The organism is Achromobacter sp. (genome assembly GCF_036567245.1).
Taxonomy (GTDB): Bacteria; Pseudomonadota; Gammaproteobacteria; order Burkholderiales; family Burkholderiaceae_B; genus Achromobacter.
Genome location: NZ_DATCUY010000622.1, coordinates 1 through 20,856, shown reverse-complemented (window position 1 = coordinate 20,856; position 20,856 = coordinate 1). Strand labels below are relative to the sequence as shown.

Here is a 20,856-nt window from a genome sequence, read left to right as displayed (position 1 = left end):
TGCAGGCCGGCCGGGTGGCCGAGGCCGCCGAGGTCGCCCGCGCGACCAGGAGCATGGCGGAAAGCGAGCCCGGCGAAGCCTATGCCTGGCTGATGGCCTTCGTGCGCAACGGCGACGCGGCGGAGGCGGCGGACATGGCGGCGGCACTGGACCCGCGTGAACTGCCCAACGAGCGCGTGGCGACGATGGCCGTGCGCGCCTTGCTCGAGGATGGCAGGGTGGAGGCGGCGATCAAGTTCGGCGATGCGGCCTTGGGCGCGGGCCACGACTGCGCCGTGCTGCGCTCGTCCCTGGGGCTGGCGCATTTGCGGCGCGGCAACGAGGACGACCGCAAGGTACATGCCCTGGCGCATTTCGAGGCCGGCCTGAGCGCGGCGCCCGCGGACGTCAGGCTCCTGACGCTGCATGGCGAGACCCTGCTGCGTGCCGGACGCTACAAGGAAGCCCTGACGCCGCTGAAACAGGCCATCGACCTGGCGCCGGATCTGGAGCAGACGCGCGCCTTTTACGCGCGCGCGCTGCGCTATACGCTGCAGTACGACGCCGCGGCCGACCAGATGATGCATCTGCTGGAGAAATCGCCCGAGAAGCAACTCTGGCAGCGCGCGGCCATCAGCGCGCTGTCCCAGGCCGGGCGCAAGCAGGAGGCCGAGAAGCTGTTCGGGCAATATGTCGGACAACGCGGCCAGCGTCTGCCGGCGACCTTCCAGGAAGCCATGGCGCAGCTGGAGGAGCGACTGCCTGCCGCTCCGATTCCGCAGGCGCGCCTGGACTGGGCCTGGTCGATGCGCGGCGACGCCACGATCGACCGTGCGCAATGGGAACGCCGCGCGCGCTGGGGCCATCTGGTGGACCACCTGCTGTTCGACTGGCTCGAATGCCGCGAGGAAAGCGTCGAAGAGGCCATGCAGGTGTTGGGCGAACTCGACACCGGCGAACGCTTCTTTGCGCCGCTGCTGGCGGGGGGCAAAGGGGTTGTGGTCGCCACGGCGCACGTCGGCCCTATGTATGCCGGGCTGATGGCGCTGGAACTGGTGGGCATTCCGTCGCGCTGGCTGGCGACCGCGCCCAGCATCGCGCAGAGCAGCTACAGCGCGGCCTTGATCTCCACCGCGGACCAGACCGAGGCGCAGGTCGCCAAGGCCTGCATGCGCGCGTTGACCTCGGGCTACGTGCTGTGTCTGGCCATAGACGGCGCGGCCAATCCGGCGGCGCCGCGCACGACTTTCGAAGGACAGGAAGTGACGTATTCCAGCTTCGCGTCCCACCTGGCGCATCGCATGGGCGTGCCTTCGGTGTTCTACGCGCCGCGCTGGGAGAACGGCCACGTCGCCTATACGCTGGAGATGCTGCCCGCACCCCAGCCCGGCGAGGACGCCGATGCCTACTCCCTGCGCTGGCGGCAGGCTTATTTCGAACGGCTCAGGGAGCATCTGGCCGGTCCCCCGGAAAACCTGCGCTTGAGTGGTGGCATCTGGCGCCACGTCACCGCCGCGGATCGGTCGGCGCAGCAATAGGAGCAAGTATCGATGAAGGCTGCAACGAAACTCGCGCGCTGGCTGCTCGTCTTGGCCTCGCTGTACGGCGGGGCGGCGGCGGCCGATGTAGCGTGCAAGACCCCGGACGAGCACTGCCCGTCCATCGCGGCGCTGCTGCAGCAACGCGAGGGCTACGGCGCCCAGGCCACGGGCGGCCTGGGCGGGAAATTCATCGACGTCACCTCCGACCAGGACAAGGGTCCCGGGACGCTGCGCGCCGCGCTGGCGCAGGCGAAGAAAGGCCCCACATGGATCCGCTTCGCGTCCGACATGACCATCGTTCTGGATTCGCAGTTGCGCGTGCCGTCGAACACGGCGATAGACGGGCGCGGCAAGCGCGTCACGCTGATCGACGATGGGCTGGGCGTGTATGGCAGCAAGAACGTCATCCTCACGCATCTGACGATAGACGGGCGCCTGTCGCGGCTGACGCAAGCCGTGAACGTGGCCAACAACAGCCGCGACGTATGGGTCGACCACATGGATCTTTCGCGGATGTCGGACCGGCTGCTGAACGTGAAGAACGGCTCGACAGACGTCACGATTTCGTGGACCAAGTTCCATAATTCCAACAAGGTCATGTTGCTCAACAACATTACCTCGAAGAACCTCTACGCCAACTACGATCGCGATTCGATCGCCCGCGTGACGCTGCACCACAATTACTTCCTCAACACCGTGCAGCGCAATCCACGCGGGCAGTTCGGCACTTTCCATCTCTTCAACAACCTGCTGGAAGACTGGGATTTCTACGGCATGAGTTTCAGCCTGGAGGCCCGCGCGCTGGTCGAAGGCAATATCTTCAAAAACTCCACGCAACGCAAATGCGTGGAGCCGGAGTTCTTCCCCACGGTGGAAGGAATCAACGTGAACTACTGTCACTACATTCCCATCGCTGCCAAGCGCAGTGCGCTGGAAAACGGCGAATCGGACCGCGGCGCCTACGAGAAACTGAAGTCCGAGCATGGCTACACGCGCGACTACAAGGCCTTTCTGCGCCTGAAGGACAATCTGTATCTGGGCGATGCGAAGCCGGTGCTGCAGGATTACCGCCCCGAGTCGGCGCCGACACCGCCGTATTGCTACGGCTATGAAAAGCCGACGCCGGAACTGGCGGAGAAGATCCGCAAGTTCGCGGGGAATACGGGCGGCGATACGCCGTTGCCGGTTTCCAGGATCGGGTCGGGTTGCCCTGGCTGAGCTTGCCTGGATTGCGCGCCTGCGCGGATCGGCGATGAATACAGCCTGGGATTTGTATTATCGAAATACAGCCTGTGGTTTGTGCGCCGGGGCAAGATACCGCCCCGGCGTCTCCCCCGTCATCTGACGGAAGTACGCGATGAACGCGCTGTCGCTGGCAAAGCCCAGATCGAACGCGACCGCAGTCACGCTCTGGCCCGCGGCCAGCAGGTCCACGGCGCGCAGCAGGCGCCAGAGCTGGCGCCAGGCCTGATAGCTCATGCCGGTTTCGCGCTGGAATATCCGGGTGATGGTGCGCGCGCTGGCGCCGACGCGCGCGGACAGCGCGTCGAGTTCGGGCGGAAGTTCCTCCAGGTCCAGGCCGGCCAGGCGGCGGTCGGCGGGCACGGGCAGCAGCATGGGCTCCTGCCGCGCCAGGCGCAGTTCGTCCATGCAGACGGCCAGCAGGTTGCGCGGCGCGCCCGCGGACCAGTCGGTATCGAAGGGTTCCAGGCTGATGCGTTCGAATACCTCGCGCAATAGCGGGGTCATGGAAAGTATGGCGGGGCCGGCGGCGGGCGCGGCGATGCGCACCGGATCCAGATAGATCGAACGGTATTCGACTTCGCCGCGGATCAGGACGCGGTGCTCGGTTCCCGGCGGGATCCAGGCCACGCGGATGGGAGGCAGCACCGCGAGCAGCCCCGGCATCGCAAGGCGGATGGATCCGGCATGGGCGAACAACAGTTGGCCCCGGCCGTGGCTATGTAGTCCGGAGTCGTGCTGTATCAGGCGCGACGCAATGCCCGTCACGGGCTGCGCCATGATGTCGGGGTTGAACGCGTCGTTGGGGGCAAGCCTGGCCATTTGTCCGAGTTCCGATGTTTTTTGTCTTCCGGGCTACAACGGCGGTAGCGGCGCCCGGCTAAAAAAGCGGACTCCGTGTTTACCGATGCTGCCATGTCCCGCCGCCCGCCCCTTCCGCTTGTCATCCTGCTGCTGAGCTTTCCGCAGATAGCCGAGACGATATACAGCCCCGCGCTGCCGCTGATCGCGACAGCCTATCAGGCCGCGCCCGAGGATGCGGCGCAGACGCTGTCACTCTGGTTCGTGGCCTTCGCCTTCGGCGTGGTGGTGTGGGGACGGCTATGCGATTCCTGGGGCCGCAGGCCGGCATTGCTGGCAGGGCTGGCGATTTATGCGCTGGGCGCGGGCTGGGCCATGGCGGCGGGCGATTTCACACAGTTGCTCGCGGCCAGGTTGATCTCCGCTTTCGGCGCGGCCGTGGGCTCAATCGTAACGCAGACCGCCCTGCGCGATAGCTACCGGGGCCTGGAGCTGGCCCGGGTTTTTTCGATTCTGGGAATGGCATTGGCGGTGAGTCCTGCCATCGGTATGTATGCCGGGCAGGAGATCGCGGCCGCAGGCGGGGTCCAGGGCGTCTTCTTCGCGCTCGCCCTGCTTGCCGTCGCGCTGCTCGGTGCCAGCGCGCTACGCTGGCCCGAAACCCGGCCCCAGCCGCACGCGACGCCGCCCTTCTGGCCGACACTGCGCGCCATGCTGCAAGACCGGAAAATCTGGCGCAGCGCGGCGTTGATCGCGATCTTCAATCTCGCGATCTTCGGCTACTACCAGCTGGGACCTTTCCTTTTCGCTCGCCTGGAGAATTCCTGGTTTGGTTTCGGCGCAAGCGGCCTGGCGCTGGCCGCGGCTTCGCTATGCGGCGCGTTCCTGAACTCGGCGCTGCTGCGGCGCGGGTGCGGATCCGAACACCTCGTCCTGCTGGGCATCGTGCTGCTGGCGCTGGGGGCCGGGCTGGTTGCGGTGTTTAGCCAGAGCGCCGCGTTTCTCGTCGGCATGGCATTGATTGCGGCGGCGTACGCGATTGCCATTCCCAACATCCTGGCCCACGCGCTGCGGGCCCATGCGAACGCTGCCGGCACGGCCGGCGCTATTCTGAGCCTGATCTATTACAACCTGCTGGGGGCTGGGCTGGTTTTTGCCGGGTTGGGGCAAAGGCTGGATCTGCTGCTGGGCTGCTGTGCCGCGCTTGCGGCGGCCGCCTATGCGATGAAGGAGCGGAGAATCTGAGAACACGAGCGAGACCACCGCCAGTGGAGCAAGCGGTCCCGGGCATACCAGGCCAGCGGGTCCTTAACCGAGATGTACGGAAGACGCGATGCCCTGATCCGCCATCTTGGAATACGGGCAGATCGACTCGGTCTCGTGGACCAGCGCCAATGCCATGTCCTTGGCCAGTCCCGGCAAGGAAACCTCCAGTCTGGCCTAGATGGAGAACAGACCGTCAAACGCATCGCGCGCGAAGGTGGTGGTGCAGCGAACGGCGAAATCTGCCGGCAGCGGGATGTGGTTCTTCATCGCGACCAGCTTCATGGCGCCATGAAAGCATGCGGCGAAACCCGCTGCGAACAATTGCTCGGGATTGGTGCCGCCGCCATTGCCGCCCAGCTCCTTGGGTAGCCTGAGCTCGAGGTCCAGTTCGCCGTCATTGGAGATGGCCTTGCCGGACGAGCGGCCGTGTCCGGACGCGCCGCCGGTCACGGAGACGGTGGTTGTGTACAGCGGCAGGTCGTCGGTGCCGACATAGGGATCCAGGAGCGAAACGGGGGGCGCGGACGGGGTTTTCATGGTGGACTCCTCTGGTGTGGAAAGGCGGTTTATTGTTTTTTCCGCGGCAACTATAGAGTTGTCCCTGTCGCGCGAGAAGACAGAATTTCTGTTCTGCGCGGCATCTTTTGTTATACCGCTGGGTCCGGTTTCTTAAGTGCTCTGCTTGATGTCGGCCAGCCTGTGCAGCTCGTCCACGTCGAGAATGGCCAGCCCGCCATAGTAGGTTTCCAGTACGCCCGCTCGGGCGAGCCTGGCAAGCGCCGCATTGCAGCGTTGCCGCGAAATGCCGCACAGGCCTGCAATTTCCTCTTGGGAAACCTTCAAGCGCCCGTTCGTGCCGGAATGTCTTTCCGCGTTGAATTGCGCCGCGACGGCGCGCGCGACCGTCGTGTCGACATCGAGCAGCACGTTGGAGGTGAAGCTGCTCATCAGCCAGTCCACCCGCTGCGCCAGGTGCGTCATCAGCGCCTTGGTGAATTCGATGTTGTGGTTCCACAGGCGTTCGCAGGTCTCACGCGGCAGTATCACGATCTGGCTTGGCCTGAGGGCGACCACTTCATATTCAAATCGCTCGCGGCGGATCATGGTGGCTTCGCCGAACCAGCTGCCGGTGCTGAACCCGGCCAGGGACAGGGACTTGCCGTCGGCGCCGGGGGAGGACCATTTCACCAGGCCTTGCACCACGCCATACCATCCTGGCGACCGGCTTCCCGCCCGGAACAGGAATTCGCCGGCGGCCAGGGAGACGACACGCAGTTCCGCGCGGATCATGGTGCGCTCGAGTTCCGGCAGGCCCTTGTACCAAGGAACCACGTCGAGCATCTTGTCCACCGCGCCCTGCGCGCGCCGTCGCGTCGCGTTCAAGCGTTCGTTGCCAGCATCGGCTAACGGTTCGCTCATCGTGTTCCTCCTTTGTCGCTGTTGTGGCGCCGCTCAGGTAAACCCTAGGCCGCTTTGTCACCATGATGACTGTCCGCGGCCGGGGCCCAGCACCAGAATAGCCGAGGTTCCAGACGCCAAAACCCACAAGAGGAGACAAGCATGTTGCCCATGCAAGGCATGATGTGCCGCAGCGCCCTGGCCTGCGGCCTGGCCGTGTCGCTGTTGCACGCCCCTGCGGCCCAGGCGCAGATTTCAGACGATGTTATTCGAATCGGCTTCATCACCGACATGTCCGGCGTGTACTCGGGGCCAGATGGCCCAGGCGGCGCCGAGGCCATCAAGATGGCGATCCAGGAGATGGGCGGCGAGATCAACGGCAAGAAGATCGAGCTGCTGACGGCCGACCACCAGAACAAGGCCGACATCGCTTCGGCCAAGGCGCGCGAATGGTTCGACCAGGCGGGCCTGGACATGCTGATCGGCGGCACGAATTCCAGCACGGCGCTGGCCATGTCGAAAGTGGCGGCGGACAAGAAGCGGCCCATCATCGTGGTGGGCGCGGGCGCGCCGGCGCTGACCAACGAGCAGTGCACGCCCTATACCTTGAACTACGCCTACGACACCGTGGCCCAGGCGCGCGGCACCGGCGCGGCGGTGGTCAAGGCGGGCGGAAAGAAATGGTACTTCCTGACTGCGGATTACGCATTCGGCAATGCCTTGCAGGCGGACACGACGAAGGTCGTCGAGGCTGGCGGCGGGACCGTCGTCGGATCGGTCAGGCACCCACTGGCGGCCAGCGACTTTTCGTCCTTCCTGCTGCAAGCGCAAAGCAGCAAGGCGGACATCCTTGCCCTGGCCAACGCCGGCGCGGACGCCACCAATTCGATCAAGGCCGCCAATGAATTCGGCATTACCAAGACCATGCGTCTGGCCGGCCTCATCATGTTCATCAACGACGTCCACGCCATGGGGCTGCCGGCTTCGCAAGGCATGTACCTGACGGACAGCTGGTACTGGAATACGTCGGATGAAACCCGCGCCTGGGGTCGCGCCTTCTTCGAGAGGCGCAAGGCCATGCCTTCCTCGCTGCAGGCGGCCGACTATTCCGCGGCGCTGCAATACCTGCGCGCGGTCAAGGCCACGGGCACCGATGACGCCGACCGCGTGCTGGCCTATCTGCGCGAAAACAAGCTGAACGACGTCTACATCAAGAACGGCGTGGTCCGGCCGGACGGGCGGGTGGTGCACGATATGTACCTGCTGCAGGTCAAGACGCCGGAACAGTCCAAGGAACCCTGGGACTACTTCAACGTCGTGCAGACCATCGACGGCAACCAGGCCTTCACCACCAAGGAAGAGAGCCGCTGCGCGCTCTGGAAGTGAACCTCATGAGCAAACGAAAAGTCATTGTCACCATTGCCCCGACGGGCGGCATGGCATTCAAGAGCCAGAATCCGCACCTGCCCACGCAGCCGCTGGAGATCGCGGAGGACGTATACCGCTGCTACAACGCCGGCGCCAGCGTGGTGGCGCTGCACGCGCGCCGCCCCGACGACCAGGCGACCTGCGACGCCTCGGTGTACCGGGAAATGAACCGCCTCATCCGCGACCGCTGCGACATCGTGCTGAACAACTCCACCGGCGGTGGGGTGCACGGCGACATGGTCAAGGAGACCACGCCGGGCACCTGGGAGATCCTGTGGGAAGAACGGCTCAAGGGCATGGATGCCGGCGCCGAGATGTGCACGCTGGACGCGACGACCTTGAACCTCGCGTTCGGCGACCGCGAGTACCTGATGAATACGCCGCTCAGCAAGGCCCGCGAGCTGGCTGCCGGCATGCAGGCGCGCGGCATCAAGCCCGAATGGGAGGTCTTCAGCCCCACGCACATCCTGCAAGATGCCACCACGCTGATCGAAGAGGGGCTGGATGAAGGCCCCCATTTCATCAACCTGGTCATGAACGTGCATCGCAACTTCCAGAACGCCATGCCGTTTTCGGTGCGGCACCTGCAGATGATGGTGGACCTGCTGCCCAGGAACAGCATCTTCTGCGTCAGCGGCATCGGACCGGCGCAGCTGGAGGCCAATATCGCCGCCCTGTTGCTGGGCGGCCATGCGCGGGTCGGCCTGGAGGACAACCTGTACTACCGCCACGGAGAGCTGGCCACCAACGTCCAGCTGACCGAGCGCGTCGTGCGCGTCATCCGCGAAATGGACATGGAGCCTGCCACGCCCGCGGAAGCGCGCGAGATCCTGGGCCTGCCGCTCAAAAGCGGAATCCGGCCCGAGTTTGCGCTCTGACAAGGAAACGCCATGAGCAATTCACTGCAAGGTAAACACGTTCTCGTCACCGCGGGTGCGCAAGGGATAGGCCTGGCGATCGCACGCAGGTTTCTGGAGGCGGGCGCCGAAGTGCATGTCTGCGACGTGGATGAGGCCGCATGCAAGGCTGCCGCCGCCGAGCATCCCCGTCTGGGCGTCAGCCTGACGGATGTGTCCAGCGAAGCGCAAGTCCAGGCCATGTTCGGCGAGCTGACGAAAAAATGGGGCAAGCTCGATGCCCTCGTAAACAATGCGGGGGTGTCCGGTCCGACCAACCGGCTGGAGGAAACCACGCTGGACGCGTGGCAACGCACGCTGGACGTCAATCTGACCGGAACCTTCCTGTGCGCGCGCAGCGCGGTGCCGCTGCTGCGGGCGGCAGGCGGCGGCGCCATCGTCAATATCTCGTCTGTTGCGGGGCGCCTGGGCTTTTCGCTGCGCACGCCCTACAGCGCCAGCAAATTCGGCTTGGCCGGCTTGACGCAGACCTGGGCCATGGAGCTGGGGCCGTCGAACATCCGCGTCAATTCCGTGCTGCCGGGCGTGGTATCGGGTGACCGGGTTGAACGGATCATCGCCGCCCGCGCCGCCGCCAGCGGCGTGAGCAACGATGCGATGCGCGAGCAGTTGGTGGACAAGGTGTCGCTGCGCCGCATGACCAGTCCGCAGGACATCGCCAATCAGGTGGCCTACCTGTGTTCCGACGAAGGCGCCATCATCAGCGGCCAGAGCATTTCCGTCTGCGGCAATGTGGAGTACCTGGGCTGAGGCGTCGGTCCCGGCGAACCGTCGGCGACGGTTCCAAAAAACCTGAGCGTCAGTTCGATCCAGGCGAATTGTTCGCCGCGCCCGGAAGTTCTAGACTGGACTCGTACATGCATTGTGTACCGCTGGCCGTCGCATAGCGGTCTTGCAGCGACGGCGGGAGGTCCTGATGACTCAGGTCGAGACCTTTGCCACCCTGCCGATGTGGGCGGGGTTCGTAGGCTTTGTGCTGGTCGTGCTGGCGCTGGACCTGTACGTGCTGGGCGGCCGCCATGCGCACCGCGTGCGGCCCCGGGAAGCGCTGTTCTGGGTGGGCGTATGGATGGCGCTCGCCGTCCTGTTCGGCGCCCTGATGTGGTGGTATCTGGATGCCACCCTGGGGCGGGCCGTTGCGCACCGCAAGACGCTGGAGTTCTACACCGGCTATCTGATCGAACTGTCCCTGTCCGTGGACAATATGTTCGTGTTCTCGCTGATCTTCGGCTACTTCGTGGTGCCGCTGGAATTGCAGCGCCGGGTGCTGCTGTACGGGGTGCTGGGCGCCATCGTGATGCGGGTCGGCATGATTCTGGCGGGCGTCTGGCTGCTGTCGAAGTTCGACTGGCTGTTCTACGTCTTCGGCGTGCTGCTGGTGGCGACAGGGGCGAGGATGCTGGCCCGCGCCGATCATCAGCCTGACATCGCCCGCAATCCGCTGGTGCGCCTCTTGCGGTCTTCCATGCGCATTACCAAGGAATACCACGGCGAGTCGTTCTTCGTGCGCATCGGCGGCCTGCAGCATGCCACGCCCATGTTCGTCGTGCTGCTGATGATAGAGGCGAGCGACGTGGTGTTCGCGGTCGACAGCATCCCCGCCATCTTCGCCGTTACCACCGATCCGTTCCTGGTATTCACTTCCAATATCTTTGCCATCATGGGCCTGCGGGCGCTGTACTTCCTGCTGGCCGACATGCGGGAGCGTTTCCGCTACCTCAAGCACGGACTTGCCGCGGTGCTCATCATCATCGGCGGCAAGATGCTGGCCGCGCCATGGTTCCATGTGCCGGTGCAGTGGTCGCTTGGGGCGGTAGGCCTGATCTTGCTGGCATCCGTGGGCGCCAGCATGTTCCTGCCCAGACGGGCCGCGGCCAAGGCCACGGGTCCCAAGGGCTGAGTCCCACGAACCGGAGATCTGTCATGAACACGATCATTCTTGCCACCGATGGGTCCAGCCACAGCGACGCCGCTGCGCGCTATCTGGTCGAAAGCCCGTTGCTGAACCGGGATTTCACGGTGCATGTTTTGCATTGCGAGGCCGACGTGACCGGCGACGTCAAAACCTTCATCGGCCAGGCCGACATCGACGCCTGGCATCACGAGGAGAGCGACAAGGCAATGAGGTCCGTGGTCGAGATCCTGCGCGCGGGCAATGTCGGCTTCGAATGCCACGAGCTTACGGGGCATACGCCGGACAAGATCGTGGCGCATGCGATCAAGGTGGGGGCTACGGCCATCGTGATGGGCTCGCACCACAGGGCGCCGTTCCTGGACGCCCTGCTGGGGTCGGTGTGCGCGCGCGTCATCGCCCACGCGCCTTGTCCAGTGCTGCTGGTCTGAGCATCCACGGGATGATGCGCTAGCAGGTGAGTTTGATCTGATAGCGTCCATCGGCGCCACGGGCCAGGCGAACCCGGTCGAAGCGATAGTTGCGCCCCTTGAACGCATAGGTCGCGTCGGCTTCGTCGTCGTCGCGGCCTTGCCAGACTATTTTCTGGTCGAGCGATTCGGCGTAGTAGTAGAAGATGGCGTTGGTGGATTCGATCAACCCCAGGTCGCCGCGCAGGCCGGTGGAACTGTTGGCCTCCACGTTCCACCAGCCTTCGGTACGCCACTCGCCTCCGTCGGGCAGATAGTGCACCGCGAATCTCAAGTCGCGGCCGCAGGCGTTCTCGACCAAAAGGGATGGGGGTTTGGCCGGCGCCGGCTTCTTGTCGTCCGGCCTGGCGGCCTGGAGCTGGTCCTGCCGCTCGTTCCAGCCCATGCCGTAGTAGGCTATCAGGCCGCCGATCGCCAGTACGGCCGAGACACCGATGACGACCTGCCTCACGGTCTTCTGCCGCATATGTTCGGTGTACCGCTGCTCCAGAATCCGGGTTTCGTGCTGTTGCAGCAGTTGAGCGCGGTGCTTGTTCCTGGCCGAGGACGTCACTGCGGATGCGCCGGCCAGCAGCACCAGCAGGGTGATGTAGCGGTGCTCCTTCAGCAGGTTGTCCAGCGAGGGAATGAGGCCGACGGCCACGCCCAACGCGATGGCGCAACCGATGAAGGCCAGCGGCCATATCCAGAAATTGCGCCCTTTGGCGATTTCGGTGGCGTAATAATCGCGCAGCGTATCGGTGGACCCGGAATCCGGCGGCGCTTTGCCGTTTGTCCCGCTGCCGTTGCCGCCGGGCGCGCCGGCGGCACGTTGCTCGGCGATCCAGGCGTCATGCTCCTGGCGCCGTTTAGGATCGGAAAGCACGGCGTAGGCCTCGTTCAAGCGCGCCATGACGCGCTTGGCTTCCTCGGGCTTGTCGGGGTTCTTGTCAGGATGCCATTTCTGCGAGAGATAGCGGTATGCGCCGCGGATGACTTCATCGCTGGCGTTTTCCGAAATCTGGAGCGTGTCGTAATGGGTATGTAAGCCAGCCATTGCCATGGATCCGCGTTCCGAAGCCGGGCGCTCAGCTTCCTGCACGGCGAGCTTACGCTTCAATCATTGGAGCCGGTATCAACCAAAGGGACTACATCGCCGGGCGTTCGAGCGGCGCAATGGTATCTTTTCCCCATTTTCCCGCAAGCCGACCTGTTTCATGCCCGACGACGTCCATACCTCCTCCGATTTCCCGCTTGCCGAGCCGCAAGCGGCAGCGCCCCGGCCCTTTGTCCAGAACCTGGGCACCCGGCGCACCCTGCATTTCACGCAGCAGGAAATCCAGAGCAGCATGTCCTTGCTCAATCCCGATGCACTCGAACTGGAATACACGCGGATGATGATGGGCTTCGTGCTCTTCAATCCGGATCCCGCCCGCATCCTGATGGTAGGGCTGGGCGGCGGTTCGCTGCCCAAGTTCTGCCATCGCTATCTGTCAGGCAGCGCGGTCGAAGTGGTGGAAATCGATCCCGCGGTCATCTCCTTGCGCGAGACCTTCATGGTGCCGCGCGACGGCGAACGGTTCCGCGTGATCCAGGCCGACGCCGCCGAACACATGCGAGGCCTGTCGGACCATGCCGACGTGATCTTCCTGGACGGATTCGGCGTGGGCGGGATCCCCGGCCCGCTATGTTCGGCCGAGTTCTATGCGGACTGCTTCCGCGCCTTGCGCGAGGACGGCATCCTGGTGATCAACTTCCATGTAAACCATCCGGACCACCATGAATACATGGAGCGCGTGCGGGCCTCGTTCGGCTCGTCCATGTTCGAAGTGGTGGACGACGACATGACCAATAGCATCGTGTTCGCCTGCAAAGGCGATCTGCTGGACGATCCCGCCGCGGCGCAGCTGCGGCGGCCGGCGTCCATCCCCAAGGACGCCTGGCGCCAGCTGATGCCGACGATGAAAGTCATCGGCGCGACGCTGGTGTTGAGGTAGCGGTACAGCCTTCAGGCCGCTAGGACGACTCTCCCAATATCGCCGACAGTATTTCCCGGGATGCCCCGGACAAGGCGGCAGGCGGCGCGCCGGGCTTGCCGTTTGCGCCGGGTTGCAGCGTATCCAGCAGTGTGGAAAGCGCCTGCGTCAGCGAAGCATCGTCTTGCCCGGCGGTGGGAGTGCCGGCGCCTGCCGCCGCCGATTTCGCCAATAGCAGCCTGGCGGCGTCCAGCGGTTGCGCAACGGGGCTGTTCCTGGCGGCCGCTGCCTTTTGCCTGTCCGCCACGGCGGACGTGATGTTCTGGCCCTTGCTGTCGCCGCCAGCGGACTTCAGGGACTTCTTCCTGGCCTTCCATTTTTCCCTTTCGCTTGAATAGGCCGCCAGCAGCGCGAAGCGGTCGCGCTCGATCAGCAGCGGCGAGCCCGCAATGTCGACCGCCAGCGACTGAAACGCGGCGCGGGCAGCCACGGCGTTGTCGCTCAGCAGCGCCGTGGTGGTCTCGGTCCATTTGCGGTGGAACGGCAGGGCCGCGGCGGCGCTGAACATGTCCTCTCCCAGCGTGGCGCGCTGCTCGAAGGCCAGCACCAGGTAGTCCACGTCGTTCACGGGCTCCAGGCCGCCGCTTCCATTGTGCCGGTGCAGCACGCCGTCTGCCAATTGCAGTCCCTGCAGCCTGTCCTGCGAGTCCGCGCCTGCCAGCACGCGATAGCCGCTGCGGCGCAGCGCCAATCCGTCGAAGATGCCGAAACGGATGCTGACGCCATCGGTGCCGAAAAGCTTGCTCAGGGGCTTGAGCAGGCCTTCGCCGGCTTTGACGACGGCGCCGCCCACCGCGCCGCCGAACATGCTGACCGTGGTCGCGACGAAGTCGAGTATGCCGCGGGTGAGGCTGCTGTCGCTGAAGCGGCACAGCGCGGCAAACATCTCCAGCCCGTCGCTGTTGTAGGGCACGTTGCGGGCGATGTAGACGTCGCGGAACACTACCCTGCCCGCGCCCGATTGCGGCGCCGCAGTGCCCATCGCCTGCTGGATCGCGTCATAGCCCACGACATATGGAATCTCGCGTTGCGCGCCGGCCTCGGTGTAGCGCAGGAAAAAGGCGCACAGGGGCAGAAAGGCGGCGATGTAGTTGCCGGCATCTGTCAGGCGCATTTCGACCATGCGGACGCTGAAATAACACTGTCCGGGAATGAAGGCTTCTCCGTTCAGTCCTGGTTCGCCCGAAGCCGCGCCGGCGGGCGGGGGATCGATCTCCGCATAGTAGTTACGGCCCGTGGGCACGGTCGCCATCAGGGCGCCGACGCCGTCCGCCGAGGTTCCCAGGTCGCCTATCTTGCGCAGCATGCCGAATAACGAAGCCATGATGTCCGTTCCTCATTGCGGCGTCAGTCGCGTACGACCGCCAGCGCGGAAGCCCAGGTGGGCGAGCCTCGGGATTCGTCATGCGAACCGGCGCAGGCGCGCCGGTAGGCCTCCGCGAATCCCTGGGTATTGGCGGGATCGAAATAGGCGGCGTAGAAGCGCCGGATGAAGCGCGCGCAGGTTTTTTCCTCGACCTGCCAGCGGAAGGCCAGTACGCCCATGGCGCCGGCCCGCATGACCTCCAGCGCGGTGCGCACCGAGGCGCCGCTGCATGACGACAGCACCAGCAGCTTGCAATTGCCAGCCTTCATCCAGCGGCCAACCAGACGTATGGACAGTTGCAGGCCTTCGCCTTCCCTGCTGCCCGGCAATACCAGCATGGTGCTGTCGCGCACCGAATGGGCGTGGCCAGAGAAATGCAGGATGTCGTAGCCGCCGCCGGTCACCTTTTCTTCCAGATAGTCCTGCAGCGCGTATCCGGTCAGGGGCGGCACGTCCTCGACCACCAGGCGGCCGTCCAGGCGCTTGGCCAGGGCCTGCAGGTTCTCGAGTTCGTCGGCGACCGACTCCAGCGGGGGCAGCGTGACGCTCGGGATGTCGTCTCCGCCATCCTCCGGCTGGAACGAAATGGTGCCGCTGAAGTTCGCGCCGATGAAAAGCAGGCGCAGGGGGCCAGTTGGTCGGGACGCCGCCTGCTCCCAGTCGCTGGCGGAGTCCATGCCTTCCATGTGCAGGCGGCGGGCCATGGGAATGCGCTGGCACAGGTAGCGCCTGTCATTGGCCTTGAAATCGGCATTGCAGCTCAACTCGAATGGCAGGCTGAAGAAGGCCGCGCTTTGATGGTCCGACACATTGAAATCGAATCGCAGGTCCATCCAGGCCAGGCCGTCGCCGGACGAGACGCCTTCCTGGTCGCGGGCGCGCTGGATCAGCGTGGCGATGGGCGGCCCCACGGTTTCGGCCACCATCACGTCGAACGCCTGCCTGCCCATGTCGCTGAGCGACTCCAGCCAATCGGTCACTCGCTGGTTGTCGAGATAGGGCGAGAACTTCTCGACGCGCATCAGCAGCGCGGCGATATCGGGTTGCCGCTTGTAGGGAATTTCCGGTGACCTGAAGTCATGCGGACCGAACTGGATCCGGTAGCGGACCGATTTCTCGGCAACTTCTATGACCAGCCGGCGGCGTTGCGTGGCGGCCGCCACGCTGTCCAGCACCAAGGCGAGGTCTGCGCCGCCGTCTCGCTTCTTGCCGATCTCGTTGCTCCACATCAGCCTTTCGGGCCGTTCCAGCACGCAACGCTGCACGGCCTCGGAAGGGTCCTCGGTCACGACCAGCACCGGCACGGGCGCATGCTCGGCCAGCCAGTTAAGTAGCTCTACGACCGCTGCGCCGCTCTTTTTCTTGCCGGTTTGGGGCGCCGGTTTGGCGTCGATGATCATCAGGCCCGGCAGCGTCCCGCAACGCTCGATCTCCTGCCGCGCGTTCTCCAGGTTGAAGACATGCCGGAAGGCGGCGCCGACGAAGGGTTTGATGCGCGGGTACTTCTGCTCATGTCGCTGCAACTGCTGGATGCGGTCGGTCCAGCATTCCTCGTCGACGTCGTCGCCGCCAGCAAGCAGGATCCAGTTGTTGTTCTGTGCAGGCTGTTCCATCGTCGCCTCCATCAACCCGACCGGGAAGGAAAGCGCATGGTGAACGAACGCCATGGCGGCAGGACCGATTCATATGCCTCCGAGGGCTGCATCGCGGACTCGGCCAGGGGCGGCTGCGTCGCCAGCGTGCCGCCGTGGGCCTGCATGGTGCGCACGATCTGGGCGATGGCCAGTCCGGCGCCATCATGGGCCGCGCGCTCCGCGTTCAGCAACGCATCGTCCGGCACCGCGTGCATGCGCTGGTCCGTGTCCCAGCTTTGCCCGGCGCTCAACCCCAGATGTACCGAGCAGCCGTCGGGATCGTCGCTGATGGCGATTTCCACCCGGGCGTCGTCGGAACGGCAGCGCAGCAGATAGGCAAGAATGGACCGGAAGGCCGCGGGCAAGGCCTCGGCGTCGGCATGCACCATGGGCCCGCCGGCGGCGCCCACCTGGGCCAATGGCGCGATGCGGCCTTGGTCCCGCTGCGGCAAGGCGGCGATGACCTCGGCCAGCAATTCGTGCAGCGCCACGCGGGCATGCTCGGGCGGAGCTTGCCGGCGCGTTTCGCTGGCGCTGGCCAGCCGCTCGAAGGTAATGTCCGCCTTGCCGATTTCCGCCACGATGCGTTGGCTGAGGGCATGGGCCCGGGTGACGATGGCCTCGGGCTGTTCGCCGCGCGCCGCGTCCTCGTGCAGCAATGCGGTCTGCGTGGTGAGGCTGCAGGCCAGCGCCAGCGACGTCCGGGTCTGGTCGGCGATCTCGGCCACGGTCTCGCGCAGGAAGCGCATGTCGCGCGCCCATTTCATGTCGGCGATGTCGGTGAAGAACCAGATCGCCATGTCCAGGCTGGGATCCAGGTCCGTTCGGGTAGCCAGCACCGAGCGCGGCTGTCCGCCCGCGCCGCGCAATTCGATGCGTTCGCGTCTGACGCCCGCATCCGAACTCAGCAGCGCGTGCGCCGACGCGTCGTCGGGCAGCGCGAACGCCGTGATCGACACCGGGGTCTCGCCTTCGAGGCAGCGGCCGGGCTCCGTGCCCAGCATGTCGGCGGCGACGCGGTTCATCTCGATGATGGAGCCCTCGCGGCCGACGAACACGACGGCCTGCTCAGTCTCGGCCATCAGGCTTTGCTTGGTCTGCCTGAGCAGATGCTGGTCCAGCCCTTCCTCCAGCGACTCAATGATCTCCAGCAGGTCGTCGGCGTCGGGCCCCTTGAACGCGTGCGATACCGAGGACTCCACGTCCAGCAGCCAGCGGATCCGGCCATTCAGCCGGATCGGCACCGTCATGGCCGAGCGCAGCGGCCGCGGGGGACCGGTGTAGTCGTTCCGGGGGTCCGCAGGGTCGCCCACGTCGTCCAGCGACAGCAGCTGGCGTTGGCGTAGCGTCTGGCCCAGCATGCCGCGTTCGATGGGCTGCAGGTAGCCGGCAGGCAGGGCATATTCGGGCGCCAGGCTGTGCTGGGTCACGATCTCGTAGCGGCTTTCCTTGCGGTTGACGCGGAACAGCGCCACGTAGTCCCAGGAGAAGAACTGTGCCAGCCTGGGTACGATGTCCTCCGCCGCCGTGCGCAAGGACCTTGCCGTCATGATCGTCTGCCGCAACGATTCGGCGAAGGCAGTGCGCTCGTCGTCGCGCTCCTTCTCGAAACGCATCAGCACCGGCTCCAGGTCCAGGGCGCGCAGAATTTCCAGGTGGCGTTGCCCGTATTGCGCGGGCTGGCGCGAACACAGGCTCAACGCCGAGCTGTAGCCGCCCGGACGCGTGACGGGCAGCGTGACGCTGGCCTGCATGCCCATGTCTTGGTAGCAGCGCACGACCTCGTCACCCGGCTCGAAGCGCTGGTCGCTGACGAAGCGGTCCATCTCCTCGATCCAGGTCTGGCCGGAATCCAGGAACGGCCGGATCGCGGGGGGGAGTTCCATCCAGCGTGCCGGCCACAGTTCCACCCCTTCGGGCCGCACCGCGATCGCGCGGAACAGCGACACCTGCCGGTCGTAGATGCCGAACACCGCGTGCTCGAAAGGCACCAGTGGACGGATCTGTTCCAGGATGGCGTCGAGCTTGAGGCGCCAGCCGCTGATGGACGGATCCAGCGCGATGCGCCGGATTTCGTCGCGGGCGGACTCCAGCGCCCGCGACTGGATGATGGCGATCACGCCCAGCAGCTCGCCGTTGGGCGCGGGGTCGGGCGTCATCACCAGCTGGAACAGCTTCTCTTCGCCGCCGCGTCCAGCAATGGCGACGATCACGGCCACCATGGAATCGCCCTCCTGGTTGCGGACGCAGCACCGGATGGCATCGGCGATGCGGGGCGCGTCGCTCTTGCGGAAATGGCGGGCCAGCGGCTCGCCGCAGACTTCGTCGAGCTTCTGACCCAGCGCGCGCGCCGCCTCGCGGTTGGCGAAGCGCACCACGCCGTCCAGGTCCAGGCGGAATACGGCATAGGGCGTGCGTTCGAAGCGGCGCGACTCCGCTTTTCGGAAGGGGGTGCCATCGTTGACCAACACGACGAGTTCGCCGCTTTCCAGCTCGCATAGCGGCACCAGCTGCGCGGGTATCGGCGCGCCGTCCCCGGCCTGGTAGATGCCGCCGACGGGGCCGCGGTCCATGGTCAGCGCTTCGCTCAGGCCGTAGGCCTCGGCGGCGGCGCGGCCGCGGAACTCCTGGGCGCTGGATGCGAGCGCATCGCTGACATCGATGATGGCACCGTCCCGGTCCAGCAACAGGCAAGACACGCCCGCCCGCGACATCACCCGCAGCATTGCCGCGGGATCGCCCGGGATCGAACCGGATGGCGGCAAGCGCACTTGCGCGCCTTCCTCCAGGTCCGTCTGCGCCTGAGGAATCTCAAACATATCGAAGCCCTCCCTGCCTGCAGCCCTTGCTTTCGCGGCGGCCGGCTCAACGCTTGATGAACGCAATGATCTGCTGCTGGGTGCCCTTGTCGTTGTCGAAGCCGCCGTGCGTGCTGGCTGCCACGGGCGGGTTGGTGGAGCCGGGCGCAGGACTGCCGGCGGGCGAGACGTGCACGGCGTCGCAGGCAATGCCCGCGTCGCGGAAATAGCGCTCCATGCCCAGCAGCGGCGTGGTGGTGCCGCCTTCGAAGGATTCGCTCACCAGGTAGAGCAGCGAGCGGCGGTACGGGCCGCAGGTGGGATCGTCTTCCTCGGCCCGGTCGGAAAGATGGAACTGCTGATAGCGCTTTATCCGCGTCTTCAGATTCGGCACGACCAGCTTGCGGAAGGTGTCCAGCGTGACCGCCGGGGCCATCAGGTTGAGCGATTCCAGTTCGCCGCCGTCGGCCGCCAGCCGGTGCACGAAGTGGCTGGCGACGATGGCGCCCGCCGAATGGCCGACGATGTGCAGGCGCACGCGTCCTTGGCTGACGTGCGCCTTGAAATGCTTGTACAGCATGATCATCGCCGCCTCTTCCTGCGCCATGCCTTTGAGAGCAGGTTCGCTCATGGCCTGGGCGTTCTGCTTCATTTCGCCCCAGATCACCGTGCCTGGCCGGGCCAGCCAGCGTTCCAGGCGCTGGTTCCACCAGCGCTCCAGCCGCTCGCCCAGGCCGCCGGTGGTGCGCGGCACGCTGTGGGCGGCGTCCTGGATGATGTTCTTCACGGTGGTGATGAAGTCCGTCTCCCACATCAGGAAGACCGGGAAGATCTGCTTCTCATAGAGCAGCGGTATCCATTCGGCGGCGGCCTCCGCCGCATCCTCTTCGCCGACCAGGCCGCCGTGCGCATACACGCATACGTCCATGGGCTTGTCCTTCAGACCCCACTTCTCGCGCGCGGCGTTCATGTGCACGTCGACGATGGCGCGCAGATCGTCGGGCGTGGTCCGGAACGCGCCGCTGTTGCTGAGCTTGCCGTTGTTGCCCACGTTGACGATGAAGGGCGAGATTTCGCGGTTACGCAGCACCATGCCCGCGGCCAGCGTGACCCGCCTGCCTTCGGTGCGCAGCGTGATGCTGTTCGAGATCTTGGTGTGTTCATGCGTGACCACGCCCAACTGGACCACCCAGCAATCCATGGCGTTGCGCATCCAGTCGTCGTAGGTCAGCACCGCCATTCCGTGGGTGCCCCACTCCTCGCCCCAGGAGTTCTGGATCAGGAAGCCGTCCTGGGTATAGCCGACGATGACGAAGGCGTGGCCGTCGGTTGCGGAGTTCTGCGGGTCGGGCGGGATGATCCAGAACGGCTGGGCTCCTGGCGTGGATGGCGCTTTCAGCGGGGTGACGCCATGGCCGTTGTCCCAGCCGGCGTGGCAGCCGGCACTGGCGTACAGAATGCCGACTTCGTTGAGCGCCGCATGCATTTCGACGATGTTGCGCGTGTCGATGCGGTAGTAGGCGCCGAGCGGACGCCTGACGGCGTCCAGCCACCAGTCGTCGGCGGTTTCGTTGGCCGCCGCCGGCATGTTCAGTGTCGGAAACAGATCCTGGGCGCAGGCGCCGTGCTTGAACCAGCCTTTGAGCGCGCCGCGCAGGCTCGATCCCGTGTCGTCGACGGACCCGGGGAACTCGTCGTAGCGCCTGGCCATGGAATACAGCATGAACGGCGAGATGGCCGGGCGCGGTTCGCGCTCCGATTTGCGCAGCAGGTATTCGACCACGGTGGACAGGGCGAACCCGGTGCAGGCTGAGGTGTCTTCCTGATGCTTCACCGTCAATCCCATGGCCGGAATCAATTCGGTCTTGGGGGTGACCGAGATGTTGGGGTGGAACGGGATGTCGCGGGCATCGAAGGCGTCGGGCTTGGCCGTGCGGCGAAACGGCAGCGCGGGCGGCAAGGCGCGGCTTTTGCGGGCCTGGGCGGGCCGAGGCGTCTTGGCGGCGGGCGACGCCGATGCCGCCGCCCGCCCCTTTGCCGACGTCTTGCGTGCCGGGGCGGCACGCCCTGCTTGCTTCTTTGCAGCCAT

Annotated in this window: 17 protein-coding genes; 9 read left to right on the top strand and 8 right to left on the bottom strand. The window is 65.5% G+C overall.

Annotated features, from left to right (window positions below):
* Both VIR09_RS26450 and VIR09_RS26445 read left to right on the top strand, forming a co-directional pair.
* Positions 1 to 1,517, top strand: a 1,517-nt coding sequence (locus tag VIR09_RS26450; protein ID WP_332015559.1) for a Vi polysaccharide transport protein VexE, incomplete at its 5' end; no start/stop codon positions are given.
* A gap of 12 nt (positions 1,518 to 1,529) precedes the next feature.
* The gene (locus VIR09_RS26445) at positions 1,530 to 2,738 is read left to right on the top strand and encodes a polysaccharide lyase family 1 protein (protein ID WP_332015558.1); all 1,209 of its coding nucleotides are present in this window, start codon (positions 1,530 to 1,532) and stop codon (positions 2,736 to 2,738) included.
* Positions 2,739 to 2,795: 57 nt separating this feature from the next.
* Here VIR09_RS26445 and VIR09_RS26440 read toward each other — a convergent pair whose 3' ends face one another.
* Positions 2,796 to 3,584 (bottom strand): helix-turn-helix transcriptional regulator, encoded by a 789-nt coding sequence (locus VIR09_RS26440; protein ID WP_332015557.1) that lies wholly within the window; start codon positions 3,582 to 3,584, stop codon positions 2,796 to 2,798.
* 75 nt (positions 3,585 to 3,659) lie between these two features.
* Here VIR09_RS26440 and VIR09_RS26435 point away from each other — a divergent pair, with 75 nt between their 5' ends.
* Entirely contained in the window at positions 3,660 to 4,808 is a 1,149-nt protein-coding gene (locus tag VIR09_RS26435; RefSeq protein ID WP_332015556.1) for an MFS transporter, read from the top strand.
* A gap of 195 nt (positions 4,809 to 5,003) precedes the next feature.
* On the opposite strand, the gene VIR09_RS26430 is transcribed toward VIR09_RS26435, so the two are convergent.
* Both VIR09_RS26430 and VIR09_RS26425 read right to left on the bottom strand, forming a co-directional pair.
* Complete coding sequence (locus VIR09_RS26430) at positions 5,004 to 5,366, bottom strand: Ohr family peroxiredoxin (protein WP_332015555.1); 363 nt, start codon at positions 5,364 to 5,366, stop codon at positions 5,004 to 5,006.
* 132 nt (positions 5,367 to 5,498) lie between these two features.
* Positions 5,499 to 6,248 (bottom strand): Crp/Fnr family transcriptional regulator, encoded by a 750-nt coding sequence (locus VIR09_RS26425; RefSeq protein ID WP_332015554.1) that lies wholly within the window; start codon positions 6,246 to 6,248, stop codon positions 5,499 to 5,501.
* A 141-nt stretch (positions 6,249 to 6,389) separates the two neighbouring features.
* On the opposite strand from VIR09_RS26425, the gene VIR09_RS26420 reads away from it, so the two are divergent.
* The 5 genes from VIR09_RS26420 to VIR09_RS26400 all read left to right on the top strand — a co-directional run bounded on the left by VIR09_RS26420 (position 6,390) and on the right by VIR09_RS26400 (position 10,915).
* Entirely contained in the window at positions 6,390 to 7,613 is a 1,224-nt protein-coding gene (locus VIR09_RS26420) for an ABC transporter substrate-binding protein (protein WP_371818985.1), read from the top strand.
* A 5-nt stretch (positions 7,614 to 7,618) separates the two neighbouring features.
* Positions 7,619 to 8,533: a 3-keto-5-aminohexanoate cleavage protein gene (locus VIR09_RS26415; RefSeq protein WP_332015553.1), complete on the top strand. Its 915-nt coding sequence runs from the start codon at positions 7,619 to 7,621 to the stop codon at positions 8,531 to 8,533.
* 12 nt (positions 8,534 to 8,545) lie between these two features.
* On the top strand, positions 8,546 to 9,322 hold the full coding sequence (locus tag VIR09_RS26410) for an SDR family oxidoreductase (protein WP_332015552.1): 777 nt from the start codon (positions 8,546 to 8,548) through the stop codon (positions 9,320 to 9,322).
* A gap of 166 nt (positions 9,323 to 9,488) precedes the next feature.
* Positions 9,489 to 10,472 carry a TerC family protein gene (locus tag VIR09_RS26405; protein ID WP_332015551.1) on the top strand — a complete coding sequence of 328 codons (984 nt, stop codon included), beginning with the start codon at positions 9,489 to 9,491 and terminating at the stop codon, positions 10,470 to 10,472.
* 23 nt (positions 10,473 to 10,495) lie between these two features.
* Entirely contained in the window at positions 10,496 to 10,915 is a 420-nt protein-coding gene (locus VIR09_RS26400; protein WP_332015550.1) for a universal stress protein, read from the top strand.
* Positions 10,916 to 10,934: 19 nt separating this feature from the next.
* On the opposite strand, the gene VIR09_RS26395 is transcribed toward VIR09_RS26400, so the two are convergent.
* Positions 10,935 to 11,990: a DnaJ domain-containing protein gene (locus VIR09_RS26395; protein WP_332015549.1), complete on the bottom strand. Its 1,056-nt coding sequence runs from the start codon at positions 11,988 to 11,990 to the stop codon at positions 10,935 to 10,937.
* 160 nt (positions 11,991 to 12,150) lie between these two features.
* On the opposite strand from VIR09_RS26395, the gene VIR09_RS26390 reads away from it, so the two are divergent.
* Positions 12,151 to 12,930 (top strand): fused MFS/spermidine synthase, encoded by a 780-nt coding sequence (locus tag VIR09_RS26390; RefSeq protein ID WP_332015548.1) that lies wholly within the window; start codon positions 12,151 to 12,153, stop codon positions 12,928 to 12,930.
* 19 nt (positions 12,931 to 12,949) lie between these two features.
* Here VIR09_RS26390 and VIR09_RS26385 read toward each other — a convergent pair whose 3' ends face one another.
* The 4 genes from VIR09_RS26385 to VIR09_RS26370 form a co-directional block, all read right to left on the bottom strand.
* A complete protein-coding gene (locus VIR09_RS26385) occupies positions 12,950 to 14,293 on the bottom strand; it encodes a hypothetical protein (RefSeq protein ID WP_332015547.1) in 1,344 nt (447 codons plus the stop codon).
* Between the two features lie 23 nt (positions 14,294 to 14,316).
* Positions 14,317 to 15,948 carry a CHAT domain-containing protein gene (locus VIR09_RS26380; protein WP_332015546.1) on the bottom strand — a complete coding sequence of 544 codons (1,632 nt, stop codon included), beginning with the start codon at positions 15,946 to 15,948 and terminating at the stop codon, positions 14,317 to 14,319.
* Positions 15,949 to 15,959: 11 nt separating this feature from the next.
* Positions 15,960 to 18,788, bottom strand: a complete 2,829-nt coding sequence (locus VIR09_RS26375) for a PAS domain-containing protein (protein ID WP_332015545.1) — start codon at positions 18,786 to 18,788, stop codon at positions 15,960 to 15,962.
* Between the two features lie 46 nt (positions 18,789 to 18,834).
* A partial coding sequence (locus tag VIR09_RS26370; RefSeq protein WP_332015544.1) for a hypothetical protein occupies positions 18,835 to 20,856 on the bottom strand: 2,022 nt, incomplete at its 5' end.

Coding starts and splice junctions, on each gene's coding strand:
- VIR09_RS26375 (WP_332015545.1), bottom strand. CDS start 18,788: ATGTTTGAGATTCCTCAGGCGCAGACGGACCTGGAGGAAGGCGCGCAA.
- VIR09_RS26380 (WP_332015546.1), bottom strand. CDS start 15,948: ATGGAACAGCCTGCACAGAACAACAACTGGATCCTGCTTGCTGGCGGC.
- VIR09_RS26430 (WP_332015555.1), bottom strand. CDS start 5,366: ATGAAAACCCCGTCCGCGCCCCCCGTTTCGCTCCTGGATCCCTATGTC.
- VIR09_RS26415 (WP_332015553.1), top strand. CDS start 7,619: ATGAGCAAACGAAAAGTCATTGTCACCATTGCCCCGACGGGCGGCATG.
- VIR09_RS26425 (WP_332015554.1), bottom strand. CDS start 6,248: ATGAGCGAACCGTTAGCCGATGCTGGCAACGAACGCTTGAACGCGACG.
- VIR09_RS26445 (WP_332015558.1), top strand. CDS start 1,530: ATGAAGGCTGCAACGAAACTCGCGCGCTGGCTGCTCGTCTTGGCCTCG.
- VIR09_RS26390 (WP_332015548.1), top strand. CDS start 12,151: ATGCCCGACGACGTCCATACCTCCTCCGATTTCCCGCTTGCCGAGCCG.
- VIR09_RS26385 (WP_332015547.1), bottom strand. CDS start 14,293: ATGGCTTCGTTATTCGGCATGCTGCGCAAGATAGGCGACCTGGGAACC.
- VIR09_RS26395 (WP_332015549.1), bottom strand. CDS start 11,990: ATGGCTGGCTTACATACCCATTACGACACGCTCCAGATTTCGGAAAAC.
- VIR09_RS26440 (WP_332015557.1), bottom strand. CDS start 3,584: ATGGCCAGGCTTGCCCCCAACGACGCGTTCAACCCCGACATCATGGCG.
- VIR09_RS26405 (WP_332015551.1), top strand. CDS start 9,489: ATGACTCAGGTCGAGACCTTTGCCACCCTGCCGATGTGGGCGGGGTTC.
- VIR09_RS26420 (WP_371818985.1), top strand. CDS start 6,390: ATGTTGCCCATGCAAGGCATGATGTGCCGCAGCGCCCTGGCCTGCGGC.
- VIR09_RS26400 (WP_332015550.1), top strand. CDS start 10,496: ATGAACACGATCATTCTTGCCACCGATGGGTCCAGCCACAGCGACGCC.
- VIR09_RS26410 (WP_332015552.1), top strand. CDS start 8,546: ATGAGCAATTCACTGCAAGGTAAACACGTTCTCGTCACCGCGGGTGCG.